This is a genomic window from Paenibacillus sp. SJS-P3 (assembly GCF_056711585.1).
Window position 1 is genome coordinate 52,299 of record NZ_CM160043.1, and the last position, 17,901, is coordinate 70,199.

Below are 17,901 nucleotides of genomic sequence, written 5' to 3' on the forward strand. Positions count from 1 at the left end.
GGTGAGAATGGCCATTCTTTTGCCGCTGCTGGTGATTCTGTCTTTTACCTCCCTGTTTATCGGCGTGCAGCAGCTGTCTCTGACCGATCTGTTCTCCCTGACGGCCGACCAGAAGGAGCTCATCTGGATCAGCCGGATGCCGAGACTGATCAGCCTGATCATCGCCGGCATGAGCCTCAGCATCGCCGGCCTCATCATGCAGCAGCTCAGCCGCAACAAGTTCGTCTCCCCGTCGACGTCGGGAACGATGGAGGCCGCAGGGCTCGGCCTGCTCGTCGCGCTGCTGGTATTCGACAGCGCGAGCATGATGCAGAAGATGGCGATCAGCTTCGCCTTTGCCTTGGCCGGAACCTTCGTCTTCATGAAGATGCTGGAGAAGATCAAGTTCAAGGACGCGGTGTTCATTCCGCTTGTCGGACTTATGTTCGGCGGCGTGCTGGCCAGCGTGACGACCTTCTTCGCGTACAAATACGACCTCATCCAGAGCGTGAATTCCTGGATGCAGGGCAGCTTCTCCGGCGTGCTGAGAGGCCGCTACGAGCTGCTGTACATCAGCGTGCCGGCGACGATCGCGGCTTATCTGTTCGCCAGCCGCTTCACCATCGCGGGAATGGGCGAGGAATTCTCAGTCAACCTAGGCATCAGCTACAGCAAGATCGTCAACATCGGCCTCGTCCTGATCGCGCTGATCAGCTCCTCGGTCATCCTGACCGTCGGGTCGATTCCGTTCCTCGGGCTGATCATCCCGAATCTCGTCTCCATCTTCCGTGGAGACAACCTGCAGCGCAACCTGCCGATCACGGCCGTCTTCGGCGCGATATTCGTCATCGGCTGCGACATTCTGAGCCGTGTCCTCATCCGCCCCTACGAGCTGCCGATCAGCCTGATCGTCGGCGTTCTCGGCAGCATCATCTTCCTGTACCTCATCATGAGGAGGGATGCGTATGCAAGCTGAGGCGTCCCGCGGATTGTCCGTGAAGAGCAAGCTGCTGGTGCTCGCAGGCCTGGCCGCCGTCATGGCGGCGCTGTTCCTTACGTACGGGGTGGACGATTGGAGCTACGCCCTTCCGAGAAGGCTCAAGAAAGCGGCGGCGATCGTGCTTACCGGCTTTGCGATCGCCTTGTCGACCGTAATCTTCCAGACGATTACGAACAACCGCATTCTGACGCCGAGCATTATCGGACTCGATGCGCTCTATAACTTGCTGCAGACGATCATCGTGTACGCATTCGGGGGCATGGCTTTCCTTGTCGTCAGCAAGCAGGCGAACTACCTGCTGTCGATCGTGCTCATGATGATTTTCTCGGCTTTGCTTTACCGGCTCATGTTCCGCCGCGAGAACAGCAACATTTACCTGCTGCTGCTCACGGGACTCATCTTCGGCACCTTGTTCCAGAGCGGTTCATCCTTCATGCAGGCTCTCATCAATCCGGATGATTTCCTGGTCGTCCAGGCCAAGATGTTCGCCAGCTTCAACAACATCGAGTATGATCTGCTGGCGTTGTCCTACATGCTGATCGGAGCCGTCCTGCTGTGGTACTGGAGGCTGTCCAAGTACATGGATGCCTTGTCCCTCGGCAAGGATCACGCGCTCAATCTCGGCATTCCTTACGAGCGGGTCACACGACAGCTGCTCATCATCATCGCGGTGCTGGTCGCCGTATCGACGGCGCTTGTCGGTCCGATCACCTTCCTGGGCCTGCTCGTCGCCAACACGGCCTACCAGTTCCTCGGCACGTACCGCCATCCCGCTCTGATAACGGGCGCGGCGCTCGTCAGCTTCATCGCTCTCCTCGGAGGACAGTTCCTGGTCGAGCATGTGTTCACCTTCTCAACGACAATCAGCGTCATCATCAACTTTGTAGGCGGAGCCTATTTCCTCTACCTGCTGCTAAAGGAGAATCGAGCGTGATTGAAGCCAGATCCGTATCCAAGAGTTATGCCGGCAAAAAAGTCATCGACGGCGTGTCGGTCACGATCCGTCCGGGAACGATCACCTCGTTCATCGGTCCGAACGGCGCAGGCAAGAGCACGCTGCTGTCGATGATGACCCGCCTGATGGCGCATGACGAGGGCGAGGTTCTCGTCGAGGGCAAGCCGATCGGCTCCTGGGACAACAAGGAGCTGGCGAAGAAGCTCTCCATTCTCAAGCAATCCAATCATATCAATGTCCGGCTTACCGTCCGGGAGCTGGTCAGCTTCGGCCGCTTTCCTTACTGCCAGGGCCGTCTTCGCAAGGAAGACTGGGCTTACGTCGAAGAAGCCATCGATTATATGGAGCTCGGTCCGATGCAGCATAAGTACATCGACCAGCTCAGCGGGGGACAGCGGCAGCGCGCGTATATCGCGATGGTCGTCGCCCAGAACACGGAGTATATCTTCCTCGACGAGCCGCTCAACAATCTGGACATGAAGCATGCCGTCGGCATCATGCATGTCCTGCGCCGTCTGGTGGAGGAGAAGGGGAAGACCGTCATCCTCGTCATCCATGACGTCAATTTCGCAAGCTTCCACTCGGATCATATCGTCGCTCTGAAGGACGGAAAGGTCGTCCGGGAAGGCACGACATCAACGATCGTCACGCAGGAAGTGCTCAAGGAGCTGTACGGGATGGATGTTCCGATCCAGGAAGTGGACGGCAGGCGGGTATGCGTTTATTTCGGCTGAAGAAGCAAGCGGAAATTCCAACTATGACTATATGGAGGCAACACATATGAAAAAGATGAAATGGCTCTCCTTGGCTGCGATCATGGTGCTGACGCTGGTGCTGTCGGCATGCGGCTCCTCGAATTCCAACAACGGCGGCAGCGCGTCTCCTGCTCCAACGGCTTCCCCCGAAGCGAGCCCGGCAGCCCATGCAGGCGGCGAAGCGGCAGCGGACGGCGGCACGGTCACGATCAAGCACAAGCTCGGCGAAGCGACCATCGCGAAGAATCCGCAGAAGATCGTCGCCTTCGACTTCGGCGCTCTCGATACGCTGGACGCGCTTGGCCTGGAGGCGAATATCGCGGGCGCTCCCGCGACAAGCCTTCCAGCTTACCTGGAAAAGTACAAGAGCGGCCAGGTTGCGAACGTAGGCGGACTGAAAGAGCCCGACTTCGAGAAGATCAACTCCGTGAAGCCGGACCTGATCATCATCAGCGGACGCCAGCAGGACTCTTATGACGAATTCAGCAAAATCGCTCCGACTCTGTTCGTCGAGCTGGACCAGACCGATTATTTCAACTCCTTCTCCACCAACGTGAAGACGCTGGCAGGCCTGTTCGGCAAGGAAGCCGACGCGGATGCGAAGCTGGCCGAGATCAAGACGAGCGTGGATGCCGTCAGCGAAAAAGCGAAAGCGGAAGGCAAAAAAGGCCTGATCGTGCTGGCTGCGGGCGGCAAGCTGAGCGCGTACGGAGTAGGCTCGCGCTTCGGCATCATCCACAACGCCATGGGAGTAGAAGCTGTAGATCCGACGTTGAAGGTTGAAACGCACGGCCAAAGCATCACCTCCGAATTCATTGGCGAGAAAAATCCGGATTATCTGTTCGTCATCGACCGCGACGCCGCTCTAGGCGAAGGGGACAACGCGAAGGGCGTCATCGAGAATGAACTCGTGAACAAAACGAATGCGGCCAAGGAAGGCAAAATCATCTACCTGAGCCCGCAATACTGGTATCTCTCCGGCGGCGGACTTCTCTCCGTGTCCGAAATGGTGAAAGAAGTCCAAGCCGGCATTTAAGTTCCGGACAAGGCATACAATAAATTTCGGGAGGCGTCTGTTTCAACTCTCCGGCAGGAGGTTAATGATGCCTACCCCCCACTCCTATAGGTTCTAAAACTCGTCCCCTCCTAATAAGCATAGGCTTATAAGGAGGGGACGAGGCATGATTGAACCTGTAAAAGGGCAGAAGCGGCAAGAGGTCAAGATGCTCAACCGCAAGCTGCTGGAGATAACGGGCGTACTCAACGTCGAAAGCTTCGACAACGAGGAGTTTTTGCTCGAGACAGAGCTTGGCTTTCTAGCCATTCGAGGCCAGAATCTGCATATGAAGCATCTCAGCCTGGAGCAAGAGCTCGTCGCGATCGAAGGGCTTGTCCATTCTCTCGCCTACCTGGACGGAAGCCAGAGCGCCAAATCCAAGGGATTATTCGGGAAGATCTTCAAGTGACGCTGGACACCCAAGGCTGGACGCTTGCCATGATGATGGCGACAGGCCTGCTGATGGGAGGCGTGTTCGACGGATACCGGGTCGTATCCCATGAGCTGCGCTTTCCCCGGTGGATTTTGCCTGCGCTTGATATCGGCTATTGGCTCGCGGCGGCGCTGGCCGCCTTCCGGATTCTGTACGCCACCAACAACGGCGAGGTGCGGGCGTATGTATATCTTGGAATCCTGATCGGGATCTGCTTCTACTTTCTGGCTCTGAGCGGGACGGTCATCGCGCTGGTCCGCTGGCTGATCGTCGCGACCAGAGCGGTCATACGCTTTTTGCTGCGCTGCATGGATCTGCTGCTGATTCGGCCTGTCATAGGCATCTACCGGATTCTTCGGGTTTTGGCCGGATTTTTGGTTGTCTTTTCTATTTTCGTGGTGAAGATTGTGCTACAATTATTGCGACCGCTCGCCAAATTGATTCTCTGGATGATCCGCCCGCTGACGCGGCCGCTCCTATCATGGCTGCAGGGAATAATGATTCGCTGGAAGGTGCAGGAGACTGCCCGCCGCGTGTCGAATGGATTCATTCAGGCTTGGAAGAGGCTTTTCCGCAAGTGATTGGAATGCTTTCCGGTCCTTCAAGCCTTAATCTACACGATGGAACGGGAGGAAATCACGTGACGGATGGTTCGCGCAGAAGATACAAGCTATGGCTTCTGTTCATGACGGTAGTTCTAGCGTGGGCAGGGTATACCCTGTTCTCTCAAATGCAGGCTCAGGCCGCGACCCGGGAACGTCTCGGGACCTCGGAAGCCCGCCTCGCGGAAATACAGAAGACGACGCAGGAGCTGCAGGCCAAGATCAAGCAGCTCAACGACCCGGAATATATCGCTCAGCTGGCAACCAAGCAGCAGGGACTCGTGAAGCCCGGGGAGCAGCTTATACAGCCTAATGACTAAGAAGCCTCAGGACAGCAGGGAAAGCAGGCTCGGGTCTGTTGACCTTGCTTTTGCGATTACGCTATAATTGATTCAAGCGTGCCCTCCTGAGGGAGGGTCGGCATGAACGGTCCCATGAGGAGCAGATCATGCTTCGCACATACTTTTAGGGAGGAACATTTTATTTTATGGCAATAGAAGTGGGCGCCAAATTACAGGGCAAAGTGACAGGCATTACTCATTTTGGGGCATTCGTCGATTTGTCGGGGGGTGTCACCGGCCTCGTACACATCTCCGAGATTGCCGATAACTACGTGAAGGACGTCAAGGACCATTTGAAGCTGGAGGATGTGGTGACGGTCAAAGTCATCAACATCGACCAAGGCGGCAAAATCGGTCTGTCCATCAAGCAGGCGATTGACCGGCCGGAAGGCAGCGCGCCACCTGCTCGCGAGCGCTTCAACCGCGAAGGCGGATCCGGAGGCCCGAGCGGCGGATTCGGACGCGGCCCAGGCGGACCCGGAGGTCCAGGCGGTGCCGGACGCGGTCCGGGCGGCGGTGGAGGCTTCGGCGGCGGAGGCCGTGGACCTGGGGGAGGCGGCGGAGGCCGTCCGTTCAACAAGTCCGGCGCAGGCCGACCTGCATTTGGCAAGCCCTCCTTTGAGGATAAGATGTCCCGTTTCCTAAAAGACAGCGAAGAACGGATCTCGTCGCTCAAGAAGAATACCGAAGGCAAACGCGGAGGACGCGGAGCCAAGCGGGTCTAACAGCAAGCCGATCGGATAGACCCGGAGAACAGAGCCCTTTAGGGGGCTCTGTTCTTTTGCGTTTTGAGGACTTCGGGATGCTCGGCACCCTCTCCTTGACGGAAAACCGATGCTGCCTATCGGAATGACAATGAATACTGAGCCCTTAGACCCTATAAAGTTTCCGTGTTTATTCCAGAAGACCTAACGGAGACTCTCGATTTTGACGATGATATTTGAATATAGCATCAACCAGATTGCGGAGGTTATCGATCATGTGCAAACCAGGCGGCAGCGGGGGAGAAGAAGGGTTCACTCTGGTCGAAATCATGGCCTCGATCGTGATCCTGTCGGTCGTTTCGTTGACGCTGAGCGGGTTTTTCATTCAAGCGATGTCCTATGCCAAGCATAACCAGAGCAAGACGATCGCCGTTCAGCTCGGACGCAACGCGCTCTCCTATCTCCAGAAGCAGCCTTTCCAGCCGCTCAAGGATTATCTATCGGAAAAGGAGGATGGCGCCTCGCCTCGGATTCTAAGCGGCGAAGCCTGTTTGGATCCATCCGAACAGGAAGCATGCCAAGGATTGGCTAAAAATCCGGCCGTCCTCCAGCAGGTTCTGCATCCTGCCATCAACGGAGTTCTGTATACGGTATCAGTACGTTATCAGGAGAGCCTTGCTCCCGGACTCCAGCTCGCCCCCGACGAGCTGGATGAAGTGCGCAAGGGAGATGGAATGCAAAGCCAGATCGGCCGTTATCTGCTGCCTGTCGTCGTGACGGTCGCTCCGAATTCGGGAAGCCCCGGCGACAGCGTGGAAGTGGAGGGGTATTTGATCGATGAAACGATTCGTTGACCGTCTCCGCAGGGAGGATGGAGGGTTCACGCTGATCGAGCTGATTGCCGCTCTCAGCCTGCTGTCGGTTGTCCTGGGCGTTATCTACGCGACGATTACGTTCGGAATGAGCTCCTATGAGCGGGTAAAGATCCAGAATTCCCTGCGTGATGAAGGCGATCTGGCGATGACGGCCATTATGACCAAGCTGTATGCTTTCGGTCCGGCCGAGTTGTCTCAGCTGGGCTCGGGGAGCGGTGTCGAGCTTATTCCTGCTCTTGCGGTCGCAGGAGCGCCGCAGCAGGAATCGATTTGGATTGCAAAGGATAATCAGGGCAAAGGACAGCTGTACATGGGCAAAAAGGCCGGCTCGGAAGAGATGGAATCCGTCTCCGGACAGTCTCTGGCACTGACTTCTTCATTGGTGACGGAGGGCGAGAAGGCCTCGTCAATCGTACTCACCTGCGAGGGAGCCGGCAATAAATGCGCCAGCGGATTGCTGACGATCCGGCTGAGATTGCAACAAACCTACGGGGGGCGGGATTATGCGCTTGATCTGGAAAGCAGATTCGGTTTCTAGGGGACGAGGCAGCCTTCTTGGAGACGAGCGCGGTTCGTCCTTGCTGCTCGTCGTGTTTCTCATTCTCCTGCTCTCCATGCTCGGAGTGGCCGTGCTGGGAGCTGCCCTTGGAGGGGCGATGCGGACGGAGCGCAGCGAGGAGAACGTGCAGAGCCTTCATCTGGCGCAGAAGGGGCTGGACGAAGCAATCGCCGTCATTTACGAGAGGTTCAACAACCGGACCATCGATCCCGATGATCTGGGCAACCAGCTGACGAGCTTTACGCAGAGCTTCAATGAGCAGCTCGATAATGGGATTTCGACCGGAGCGATGAAAGGCGACAGCGAGTTGTCAGCGGGAGCGAAGCCGTTCTATCAGGTTGTCAGCGTACGCTGCACAAAAGAAGAGGAGGGGACGGGGCGCTGCCTTCCTCCCGGATCCAGCGGAGCGGAGGCGAATTACCAATACTCACTGACCGTGACGGCCGAGGCGGAGGTGGATGGAGCCAGGCGCCGGCTGCAGCAGGTCATCGTTCTCGATACATATCCCGATTTCCTCAAGTATGCATTCGGCACCGAGGGATTGCTGACCGTCAATGGCGCTCCCTACTTCATGGGCAATCTGTATGCCGGTCAGGGACTCCGGATGAACGATACAGCGGAATACATCTACAATTCAGCGGCACGGACGCAGACATCCCAGTTCATGTTCCTGGGCGCCAAGAAGGATAAGGACAACAAGGACATCGCCGGCTCCGGAAGGCTGATTACCGGTGCTCCGTTGAATTTGAAATATGGTTATGGACAAACGTACAGGAATAGAGGGGAAATTCCGAGCGGCTATGATCTTCCCTACGACAAGGATCTGGAGAAAGCGGTTGATTTTCCCGAAAAGGATAAGACCAAAAAGCTCGTCGATGTCATCGATCCTATGCCGCCTCAGAAGTTCGTGTCCATCGACGTGCTGAGCTCCTTCCTCGACAAGGTGCGGGATTCGCTCGGGAATTCAGTGAACGACCCGAAAGAGGTGCGTACGGTCATCCAGGATGTGTATGCAAACAATCAAGCACCCGGCCTGATTCAACTGCTGCTGGATAAGAACTATAGCGGAGCTTATGAAAAGCTGGGTTCGATGCCTACGCTTCGGGAGGAGCCGAAGCTGCCGGACATTCTGCTTAACCAGACGCCGAGCCCGGATCCAGTCGTCCCAGAAGATGGAGAAACGGAGGGCGGGATTCCAGATGGTGGAACGCCTGTCTCTGTCAATCTGCCCTCAGATGAGTATGAGGATGCTCTTGCCCGTTATCAGGCAGATCTCCTCGCGTATGAGCAAGAAAAAGCAGCTTACCAGATAAGCATGGATGAGCTGGCCGTTAAGCTGGCTTCCCTGGGCGACACGGCTCAGGGAAGCCCGGGATCAGCCATTCTCGATGGTTCCCTGGAGCTCGGTCCCAGTCTGAAGACCGTTGATTTTGCCAACAAGGGACGCAACAATTGGCTGATCGTGAATGGGGATTTGATTCTGCGAGGGAACAAGCAGGATGCGACGGATAAGCTGCTGCTGCGGGGCAATCTGCTCGTCACCGGCAATGTCCAGATCTCGGGTGATGTAGATGTCGACGCCACCATCCTGACGCTCGGACGCACGGATATCCGCGACGCCAAAATCCGTGGTCTGAAGACGGACGGGCAGGCCGGAAGCAAGAAGGAACTCGTGTTGATCGGGCTCGGTTCTATCGACCTGTACCGGGTGGATTCATTCCAACAGCTGGACGAGCAAGGGTATAATTCGGCATCCGAGCGCGAGCAGCAAGTGCTGGACGCGTTCCTGTACACGGACAGCTCGGCCAGCCTATACGGTGTAGGCAGCGCATTTTGGATGAACGGCGGCTTCTTCGCCAAGCGCAATCTGACGCTCAACGCCACTCTCGGCACCACAATGGAGAACGCGGCTGAGGACCGGCTGGGTTTTGCGGAACAGACCGGTCTTGGCAAGGAACAAGCGCGTTTCATCATCGAATACAACGATCAAGTCTTTGCCCATCAGAATGTCGCTCTGCCGCGCGTGAACAAGGTCCGGCTGACAACGGGGCCGCTTAAGCTTCTGTAGAACAATAAAAGTTAAAATAATAACCAACCCCCGCAATCCCTGCGGGGGTTGGTTATTATTTTTCAATCCGTGATTCAGTAACGGTCGCCTGAAGGGGCGGTAACGGTCAATTGAATCGTTTTTACGACGTCGGTTTGACCATATTTCGCTGTCAGGGTAGCAGTACCGCGGTTTTTAGCGACGATCTGGCCTTGACTGACGTCAGCGATGTTAGGATTGCTGCTGGTCCAGGTCAACATGGAACTGACCTTGGCATAATAGGACTTGTCCGGCAGCACGGTAAGCACTTTATCAAGCGGAATGGTATCCTTCTGGATCAGGGTCAGGCTGGGAGCAAGCCTGTAATCAACGACGGTAAAGACCTTACTGGCGGAAACCGTGTACGCATCTGTAAGCTTGACGCCAGCCTGGAGGGTGACCGGGCCGGGTGATAGGGCGTTGAGCTTCATGCCTGGTGATCCTGAAATCGGAGTTAGCTGAACCCGCGCGGCTCCGCTCCCCAGCGACCAGGAGAGGGGGCTCAGCGGCAAATCTTCGCCAGACGACCAGATGGCGGAGCTTACCGCCGATTGGCCGGATAGGAGCAGCTCTCCGATACCGTTGATCTGCAGAATCGGTGTCCGCACAGATGCAGCGGTCTGAAGCGGGAACGTATATCCGGTATCTCTCATGCTTATTATGGCTTCGATGCTGCCGGCAGGGCTCACCGGCTTCAAGGCCGTCAAGGTGGCGCCTGCGTTGCTGCTGTCCGAAATGTCCAGTCCGTTTCCGGCTGTCCAGGATACAGAGTAGGGAGGAGCTGCGCCGGCCCATCGAATCGCAAGATTACTCGTCTGAGAAGGCAGCAGGCTGCTCTTGCCGATAGCCAGCTCGGGCTTGGCCACGATGTTGACATTAATGGTCCGGATGCTGAGGGTAATGGCCTCGCTATCCTTATCTCCCGCACGCAGCTTCTGCAGAGCTTCAAGCCTCAGGATGCCGCTGCCCGGCGCTATCGCTTCCATTTTCCTGCTCAAAGAATCCGAATTCCCGGACAAGGCTCCGGAAGCGCCGTTCAGCGGGCTCCACGACCAGCGGTAAATGAGTGGCCTGGATGGATCGCCGACAGGAACGATATCTCCCCAGGAGCGGCTCCACTGTGCCCTGTTGTCGCCGGTGACGATATGATTAGGACCAGTCAGCGTAAGATCCGGTTCGACCACATCAAGGACAAGCGTATTGCTCTCGTATGCACCGCCGGTGGTGTTCACGACAGCTTTGATCGTGTATCTCTTGGGAACAGTCGGATAAAAGGAGCCGCTCCAAGTCTTGCTGTCGATCGCAGCCGTGTCCTCGATGCCCATGTCCGTTGCTTGCAGCGGAGAGACGGTCCAGATGGCATTGCTGGTCACGTTTCTGCCCGTTGACTTCACTAGAGCGGCCTGAAGATCGATCCGGCTGCCCAGGACATATGTGAGCTGATTGCTCTTCACCGAGATGGTCAGGCCGGTCTGAATGACCATGACCTCGGCGGAGGAGCTGAGGTCGGTAATCTTGTCCGTGACGGTGATGATGGAGCGGGTGCCTTGCTGCAGTCCCGTCACGATGCCGGTATCGGTGACGCTGACTGCAGATGGATTGCTCGAGCTCCAGTTGAGTCTCGTAATCGTCGCATCTGCAGGCTCATAGACCGGAATCAGCTTGTAGCTGTCGCCGACGCCGAGCTCGGCACCTGCAATCTCCAGCTTCGTCAGCGGCACGACCGCCTCCAGCGATACGGCGTTGAACGTGGCTTGCGAGGGCGTCAGCTGGCCGATGTTGCGGAAGCTGAGCGCAGCGGCATTCATGGAATACCTGTCGGTCTTCGCTGCATTGGCAGTCACGGTGAACGAAATGGGATCGGCGGAGTATGACGACCCGGACGCATCCGGCCGGTACTGGATATCGGCCAGATTGCCGCTTATCGTATAGCCCTCGGCAAGGGTGCCCGATTTGGTGAAGCCGGATGGGAGGCCGCTCACCTCGATGTTGGCGGGCAGCTTCTCCGTGAAGACGGGCGAGGCTATTACCATGCGGCTAGCTTCTCCCTGGCGATTCTGCACCGGTTTGGGAAGGATCCGGTAGTTGAGCTGGAAGTCCTTGCCGCGTATGGCCATGGGGTCCTTGTACAGACCGTCTATGCTTCGGGATACCTCGAGATTCGCGGATACGACCTCAATCTTGACCGGAATGGAGATCTCCGATCGGGCTCCCTGCTTGTCCTGCACCGAGATTTTAACCTCGATATCCCCGCCTTGCGGGAGGGGATTGGAATACGATTCCGAGATGAGGGCTCCCGAAAGCGCTTGGCTGGACTGGTATTTGGTTTCCGTGACCTTTTTGCCGTTCTTGGTGTAGGTGAACTCGACCTTTGCCTGAAGCTTGCGGTCGTTCAGGTCGAGATCCTCCGGAGTGAAGCTCACTGGAATGTCCTGGTAAGCCGGAATGATGTTGGCCGCGGCAGCGCTGTAGGCGACCGGAAGCTGCACGTTCAGCTCCGGCTTGTGATTGGACCCCATGTAGGCCCGGTACATCGTGTTGACGAACAGCTGCTGCTCCCACGGCGGGAAGCTCAGGTCGTGTCCTGTGCCCGAATAAGTGACATTCCCTTTGGAATAGGTGTAGTAGTGGTTATAGCTGTCATAGCTTTTTTTGCCGCTGTCATCGCGGAGTCCACCGGATATGTTGTACCAGGGCACGATGCTCGGGTCCTCCAGATCCAGCACAAAATACTGATCGTGCGTCTTCGCGACCTCTGGAGTCCGCGCGTTTCCGGCCGAATCTGTAATGAGGTTGAACGGGAAGCGCGTCAATAATCCGTCGTTGACATTTTGAACGGTCGTCGAGGTGAGTGGAGCTCCGTAGCCGATGTTTGTATACGTTTTGGTCTGGCCCGTAATCGTTTTGAAGTTGCTCGTCCAGATATTATCCGTGGTGCCGCCGCTGATGAAGACGGTATCGTGGGTGAACATGACGCTTTGTCCCGTCCCGATGAAGTCCTTGACGGCATCTGCCGCGGCCTGCGAGATGCCGGCGGTGGTGTTGTAGGAATCCTTGAATCCAAAGATAAGCATGTCGTAACGACCGTTGCCGATCATGTCGTAGCTTGTTTCCGTTCCTTTGCGGTTGAAGCCGGTCATATCTATGGTGCGGATGCTGATCTTATAGTCGTCTGAAGTCAAATAGGACTGGTTCATACGAGTGCTGCTGGTCAAAGCGCTGCTCGCATCGTTATTGGGCATGACCTGCAGTACGCTGATTTGGGTCTGCTTGTCGCGAAAGCGAATGATGCCGGAGGTGTAGCTTTTGAGGCCGCTCTCCATATCCAAAAGCTCCAGCTTCCAATAATACAGTCCGGAGAAGCCGCGGGGCAACCTGAACTCGAGGCTGCCTGTCGGGCCGGACGTATCGGATGTAGCCACGATTTGATCCGTTGCATAAGGAAGTGAGGAATCTTGATTCAGATAGAGATTGGTGCGGAGCCCGCTGCGGTCCGGTTTTTCGAATTGAAAGGACAGCGTTTCTCCCGACCGATAGATCTGATTCGGATTTTTGGAATAGTTGACAGGGGAAGCGGTGAGCTTTAGCTGCGGCCGCTGGTTCAGCATGGAAGCATATTTAGGTTGAGAGAGTGTGGCGGCGAGAGTTTGAAGCCCTGCCGCATTGATATAAAGGACATTGTCTCTTCTCCCTGAAGCGGTACTGAAGGGACTGAATTTTTCATTCAGTACTCCGGGAGTCAGGACTCCGGCGCTCGTCTGCTGGTACAGCAAGCCGTTCTTGCTGGCCGCGTCGCTGTAGAGCAAGACAAGCAGACCTTTGTTGACATAGCCGTCCAGGATGGCCTGGGCCTTGAGGTTGGTGATGTCATTGAGCTTGTTGAGAGTATTATGCTTGTCCTGGCGGTTGGCGGCCGTCGTCTCTGTCATACCCTCGGGACTGTACAGGCCCTTGCCGATGTATACGGCGTCGTACAGGCCGTCGATATCGGTCCGCAAAGCGACAAACCTCTTCATGGGAAAGGTGTCGATCTGGTACCCGGCTCCGAGGCTGAGGTCGCTTTTGCCGGATTCGGTGATTTCCAGAATGCGGACGGGGTCGCCCGCGCTGGCAGCAGAGACATGCGAGGCAGCTTTTCCTAGCGGAAGGCATTGGATCAGAAGGAACAGGATGAGCGAATAGAAGACGAAGGCGCGCCGGCTGCGTGGCATGATAAACTCTCCTTCCGAATGTCGAAAGTTTTATAGGGAATATAGACTATTTTAGGCATCTAAGATTATAATTCAAATGCCTGAATAAGGATATATTTCGGTAAAAAAATAGTTTCAAAGGATTGGTATCGAGCCGAAATCGGCCATGATTATGAGAGTTTATAACGATATATCAATACTTGTTAAATGTTATTTCACATTCCGTCCTGAAAATAGAGTTAAATTCCAGACCTAAGACCTAAAAAAATTGATTCCAATTGCCGAATTACTACTACATAGAGCAACGGACGGAGGGCGGAGCAGGCATGAGCATGGGGAAAAAGAGGCTGGGCGACCTGCTTGTGGAGAGCGGTGTCATTACGGAGGCGGAGCTTCAGGAAGCGCTGCGCGAGCAGGGGAAATCCAAGCAGAAGCTGGGCGACCTTCTGATCGCGCAGGGATATATCACGGAGCAGCAGCTCATCGAAGTGCTGGAGTTCCAGCTCGGCATCCCGCATGTCAGCTTGTTCAAATATCAGATCGACCCTTCGATCGCCCAGATCATTCCGGAGAGCCTTGCCCGCCGCTACCAGGTCATCCCGCTGCACAAGGAAGGCGGCAAGCTGATGGTCGCCATGGCGGACCCGCTCGACTACTTCGCGATCGAGGAGCTGCGGATGAGCACGGGCTTCCGGATCGAGCCGGCCATCTCCAGCAAGGAGGAGCTGAACCGGGCGATCGCGCGATTCTACGGCCTGCAGGACTCTATGAGCCAGATCATGGGAGATCTGCCGCTGCAGGAAGACATCGGGGAGATGGAGATCACCGACGAGGATTCTCCTGTCGTGCGGCTCGTCAACGGCATGATCCAGCAGGCGGTCCAGCTTCAGGTATCCGACATCCACGTCGATCCCGGCGAGAGCCAGGTCGTCATCCGCTACCGGATCGACGGCATGCTGCGCTCGGAGCGGATCATTCCGAAGCAGATGCAGGGCTTCATTACGGCACGACTCAAGATCATGGCCCGGCTCAACATCGCGGAACGCCGGCTGCCTCAGGACGGACGCATCAAGATGCAGGTGGATTACCGCACCGTCGATATCCGGGTCTCTTCGCTTCCGACGATACACGGCGAAAAGCTCGTGCTCCGGATTCTGGATCTCAGCGTCGGCGTCAAGGGCATCGACCAGCTCGGCTTCAGCGCTCCGAACTACAGCCTGTTCAAAGGCATGGTGGAATCGCCTTACGGCATCGTGCTTCTGACCGGGCCTACCGGCAGCGGCAAAACGACGACCCTGTACTCTGCGCTGCAGCATCTCAACAAGGACAGCGAAAACATCATCACCATCGAGGATCCGGTCGAGTACCAGCTTGAAGGCATCAACCAGGTCCACGTCAATCCGGCGATCGGCCTGACGTTCGCAGCCGGCCTGCGCTCGATTCTCCGGCAGGATCCCAACATCGTCATGGTCGGGGAAATCCGGGATTCGGAGACGGCGGAGATCGCCATCCGCGCCTCGCTCACGGGCCATCTCGTGCTGTCGACGCTGCATACGAACGACGCGGTCAGCACGGTGACCCGGTTCCGGGACATGGGCATCGCGCCTTACCTGATCGCCAGCTCGCTCGTCGGCGTCGTCGCGCAGCGGCTCGTGCGCCGGGTATGCCCCGACTGCAAGCAGGCGCATGCCCCGACGGAGCAGGAAGCCATCCTGCTCCGCAGCTACGGCGTGGAGACAGATACGCTGTAATCGCGGCACGGGCTGCGGCAACTGCAGCAAGACCGGCTACCGGGGACGGATCGCCATCCACGAGGTGCTGGCCGTATCCGACGAGCTGCGCCGGATGATCGGCAGCGAGGCATCGGTGCTGGAGATGCGAGCCGCTGCGGAGCGGGCCGGACTGGCAGGCCTCCTGCAGGACGGCATGGAGAAGGCAAGGCAAGGGCTGACCACGCTTCAGGAGGTCATGCGCGAAGCGGTCATGCAATAGAAGAGCGGCCGGCTCTTCTTCAATAATAGGATTTCACCTAGTTGCATGTGGAATGAATCGGAACCGGAGAATGAGCATGAGACAGGAGAGATCGCGATGAAGCAGCCGCTGGACAGGATGCTGGAGCTGCTCGGCGAAGCCCGCCGCAGAGGAAGCTCCGATCTTCATTTGTCGCCTGGCGCGCCTCCGATGCTGAGGACGGCCGGACGATTGGAGAGCTGGGGAACGCCGCTCGCCGCCGCCGATACGGAGGCGATGATCCTGCCGCTGCTCGGCAGCGTCATGGAGACCAGCCTGCGCGAGCAAGGCGAGGCCGATCTCGCTTATGAGGCGGATGGAGCGAGGTTCCGCCTTCATGCTTTTCGCCAGCGGGGAGGCATCAGTCTTGCCGCGCGGGTCATACCTGCCTCGGTGCCTTCGCTCGAAGAGCTCGGAGTGCCGGCCGTCGCACGGGAATGGGCAGAGCGCCGTCAAGGGCTGCTGCTCATTACGGGTCCGACGGGAAGCGGCAAATCTTCCACGCTGGCTTCGTTGATCGGGCATATCAATCGGACATCGAGCCGCCATATCGTGACGCTGGAGGATCCGGTCGAGTACGTCCACCCCCACGGAAAGTCGCTGATCGACCAACGGGAGGTCGGAGTCGACACGGCCAGCTTCGAGAGCGGACTGCGCGCGGCGATGCGGGAGGCGCCCGATGTCATCCTGGTCGGCGAAATGCGCGATCCGGAGACGATGGCCGCCGCTCTGACGGCGGCAGAGACGGGGCATCTCGTCCTGTCGACGCTGCATACGGCCGACGCCCCGCAGACGGTGGACCGCATCATCGATTCGTTCCCGGCATCCAGGCAGGGGCAGATCCGCTCCCAGCTCGCCTCGCTGCTCATTGCCGTGCAGTCGCAGCGGCTGCTGCGGCGGGCGGGCGGCACGGGCCGCCTGTGCGCGGCGGAGATCATGGTGAACACTCCGGCGGTGGCCAACCTGATCCGGACGGAGAAGGTGCACCAGATCCGCAGCGTCATGCAGACCGGCAGGGCGCAAGGCATGTGCACGCTGGAGGGCAGCGTGAGGATGCTGCTCGAGCAGGGGCTGGCCGATTCGGCGGAAGCCAGGGCTTATTTGAGCGAAAGGGGCGAATGACGCTTGGCGCAATTTCAATACCACGTCAAAAGCGGCAGCGGCAAGCAGCTGAAGGGCATGCTCACGGCGATGGACAAGGCGTCCGCGATGGAAGAGCTGCGCCGGCGCGGCCTCATCGTCCTTTCGCTGGATGAGCACCGGAACACCGTGTTCAACATGGACATCTATATCGGCAATCCCGTCAAGATGGCTCATTTCATCGTTTACTGCCGCCAGTTCGCCACCTTGATCCGCGCCGGCGTCACGATCGTGGACGCGACCGAGATTCTCGCGCAGCAGACGGAGAGCAAGGCGCTGCGCAAGGCTTTGCAGGATGTGCACTCCGCCCTGCTGAGGGGCAGCTCGTTTTCCCAAGCCGCGCAGGATCACAAGCGGATCTTTCCGGTCATGTTCACCAGCATGATTCGAGCCGGCGAGGAATCCGGCGATCTGGAAGGGACGCTCGAGAGGCTGGCGACGTTCTTCGAGAAGGGGCATGTGACGCGGGAGAAGATCAAGTCTGCGCTTACGTATCCCGTCATCGTCGGCCTGCTGGCGATTGCTGCGGTCGTGTACCTGCTCAAGGCGATCGTGCCGCAGTTCGTCGCGATGTTCGAGTCGATGAACGCGGAGCTGCCGGCGATCACCAAGATCGTCATGGCGATGAGCAAAAGCGTCGAGAACCAATGGTACGTCTGGATTCTCGTCGCGATTGCGGTCGTAGGCGGCATCTATGGCATTTCGCGTACGGACCGGGGCGGATACGGGCTTGATTACCTCAAGCTGAAGATGCCGGTATTCGGCAAGCTGCAGCAGAAGGGCGCCATCGCCCAGGTGTCGCGCACGCTGTCCTCGCTCTATGCGAGCTCGGTGCCGATGCTGCAGTCTCTCCACATCGTGGAGGAGGCTGTCGGCAACAGGGTCATCGCCGGTTATCTGCGCAAGTCGGCGGACTCGCTGCGGCGGGGCAACCCGCTGTCCGAGCCGCTCAAGAAGGCGTGGGTGTTCCCGCCTCTGGTGACGCAGATGATCGCGATCGGCGAAGAGACCGGCGCGCTCGATCAGATGCTCGCCAAGGTCGCGGACTTCTACGAGATGGACGTCGACAACACCGTCGACCGGCTGAAGTCGCTGATCGAGCCGCTTCTGATCGTGTTCCTGGCGGGGGTTGTAGGCCTCATCGTCGCGGCGATCATGCTGCCGATGTTCAGCTTGTATGGGCAGATGGGATAGACAACAAGAATGGATGACATA

General features: G+C 57.6%; 14 protein-coding genes and 1 pseudogene. 14 read left to right on the forward strand and 1 reads right to left on the reverse strand.

Annotation, left to right across the window (positions count from 1 at the left end; translation table 11 throughout):
* Window positions 1-7 precede the first annotated feature (7 nt).
* From AC06G8_RS00250 to AC06G8_RS00300, 11 genes are all read left to right on the forward strand, one after another.
* On the forward strand, window positions 8-955 hold the full coding sequence (locus tag AC06G8_RS00250) for an ABC transporter permease (protein ID WP_480285357.1): 948 nt from the start codon (window positions 8-10) through the stop codon (window positions 953-955).
* 13 nt (window positions 956-968) lie between these two features.
* A complete protein-coding gene (locus AC06G8_RS00255) occupies window positions 969-1,913 on the forward strand; it encodes an iron chelate uptake ABC transporter family permease subunit (RefSeq protein WP_480285358.1) in 945 nt (314 codons plus the stop codon).
* On the forward strand, window positions 1,910-2,668 hold the full coding sequence (locus tag AC06G8_RS00260; protein ID WP_480284074.1) for an iron ABC transporter ATP-binding protein: 759 nt from the start codon (window positions 1,910-1,912) through the stop codon (window positions 2,666-2,668). Before AC06G8_RS00255 ends, AC06G8_RS00260 begins: the two co-directional genes overlap by 4 nt.
* A 46-nt stretch (window positions 2,669-2,714) precedes the next feature.
* Window positions 2,715-3,725, forward strand: a complete 1,011-nt coding sequence (locus AC06G8_RS00265) for a siderophore ABC transporter substrate-binding protein (RefSeq protein ID WP_480284075.1) — start codon at window positions 2,715-2,717, stop codon at window positions 3,723-3,725.
* Between the two features lie 145 nt (window positions 3,726-3,870).
* Window positions 3,871-4,155, forward strand: a complete 285-nt coding sequence (yabP, locus tag AC06G8_RS00270; protein WP_447665146.1) for a sporulation protein YabP — start codon at window positions 3,871-3,873, stop codon at window positions 4,153-4,155.
* Complete coding sequence (gene yabQ, locus AC06G8_RS00275; protein ID WP_447665147.1) at window positions 4,152-4,760, forward strand: spore cortex biosynthesis protein YabQ; 609 nt, start codon at window positions 4,152-4,154, stop codon at window positions 4,758-4,760. Before yabP ends, yabQ begins: the two co-directional genes overlap by 4 nt.
* 59 nt (window positions 4,761-4,819) lie before the next feature.
* Window positions 4,820-5,101, forward strand: coding sequence for an FtsB family cell division protein (locus AC06G8_RS00280; protein WP_447665148.1), 282 nt, complete (start codon window positions 4,820-4,822; stop codon window positions 5,099-5,101).
* A 167-nt stretch (window positions 5,102-5,268) separates the two neighbouring features.
* Complete coding sequence (locus tag AC06G8_RS00285; RefSeq protein WP_076359966.1) at window positions 5,269-5,847, forward strand: S1 domain-containing RNA-binding protein; 579 nt, start codon at window positions 5,269-5,271, stop codon at window positions 5,845-5,847.
* Between the two features lie 254 nt (window positions 5,848-6,101).
* Window positions 6,102-6,680 (forward strand): type IV pilus modification PilV family protein, encoded by a 579-nt coding sequence (locus AC06G8_RS00290; RefSeq protein WP_447665150.1) that lies wholly within the window; start codon window positions 6,102-6,104, stop codon window positions 6,678-6,680.
* On the forward strand, window positions 6,664-7,239 hold the full coding sequence (locus tag AC06G8_RS00295; RefSeq protein ID WP_447665151.1) for a PulJ/GspJ family protein: 576 nt from the start codon (window positions 6,664-6,666) through the stop codon (window positions 7,237-7,239). The genes AC06G8_RS00290 and AC06G8_RS00295 overlap by 17 nt, the downstream gene beginning before the upstream one ends.
* Complete coding sequence (locus AC06G8_RS00300) at window positions 7,205-9,328, forward strand: hypothetical protein (RefSeq protein ID WP_447665152.1); 2,124 nt, start codon at window positions 7,205-7,207, stop codon at window positions 9,326-9,328. Before AC06G8_RS00295 ends, AC06G8_RS00300 begins: the two co-directional genes overlap by 35 nt.
* A 74-nt stretch (window positions 9,329-9,402) precedes the next feature.
* Here the strand turns inward: AC06G8_RS00300 and AC06G8_RS00305 are convergent, their stop codons facing one another.
* Window positions 9,403-13,557 carry an Ig-like domain-containing protein gene (locus tag AC06G8_RS00305; RefSeq protein ID WP_447665153.1) on the reverse strand — a complete coding sequence of 1,385 codons (4,155 nt, stop codon included), beginning with the start codon at window positions 13,555-13,557 and terminating at the stop codon, window positions 9,403-9,405.
* A 305-nt stretch (window positions 13,558-13,862) separates the two neighbouring features.
* Here AC06G8_RS00305 and AC06G8_RS00310 point away from each other — a divergent pair.
* From AC06G8_RS00310 to AC06G8_RS00320, 3 genes and pseudogenes are all read left to right on the forward strand, one after another.
* Window positions 13,863-15,528, forward strand: a pseudogene (locus tag AC06G8_RS00310) (GspE/PulE family protein).
* A gap of 96 nt (window positions 15,529-15,624) precedes the next feature.
* Window positions 15,625-16,668, forward strand: a complete 1,044-nt coding sequence (locus AC06G8_RS00315; RefSeq protein ID WP_447665190.1) for a type IV pilus twitching motility protein PilT — start codon at window positions 15,625-15,627, stop codon at window positions 16,666-16,668.
* A 3-nt stretch (window positions 16,669-16,671) separates the two neighbouring features.
* Entirely contained in the window at window positions 16,672-17,880 is a 1,209-nt protein-coding gene (locus tag AC06G8_RS00320) for a type II secretion system F family protein (RefSeq protein ID WP_447665155.1), read from the forward strand.
* Window positions 17,881-17,901: the final 21 nt, after the last annotated feature.

Coding starts and splice junctions, on each gene's coding strand:
- AC06G8_RS00250 (WP_480285357.1), top strand. CDS start 8: ATGGCCATTCTTTTGCCGCTGCTGGTGATTCTGTCTTTTACCTCCCTG.
- AC06G8_RS00265 (WP_480284075.1), top strand. CDS start 2,715: ATGAAAAAGATGAAATGGCTCTCCTTGGCTGCGATCATGGTGCTGACG.
- yabP (WP_447665146.1), top strand. CDS start 3,871: ATGATTGAACCTGTAAAAGGGCAGAAGCGGCAAGAGGTCAAGATGCTC.
- AC06G8_RS00285 (WP_076359966.1), top strand. CDS start 5,269: ATGGCAATAGAAGTGGGCGCCAAATTACAGGGCAAAGTGACAGGCATT.
- AC06G8_RS00290 (WP_447665150.1), top strand. CDS start 6,102: ATGTGCAAACCAGGCGGCAGCGGGGGAGAAGAAGGGTTCACTCTGGTC.
- AC06G8_RS00295 (WP_447665151.1), top strand. CDS start 6,664: ATGAAACGATTCGTTGACCGTCTCCGCAGGGAGGATGGAGGGTTCACG.
- AC06G8_RS00300 (WP_447665152.1), top strand. CDS start 7,205: ATGCGCTTGATCTGGAAAGCAGATTCGGTTTCTAGGGGACGAGGCAGC.
- AC06G8_RS00305 (WP_447665153.1), bottom strand. CDS start 13,557: ATGCCACGCAGCCGGCGCGCCTTCGTCTTCTATTCGCTCATCCTGTTC.
- AC06G8_RS00315 (WP_447665190.1), top strand. CDS start 15,625: ATGAAGCAGCCGCTGGACAGGATGCTGGAGCTGCTCGGCGAAGCCCGC.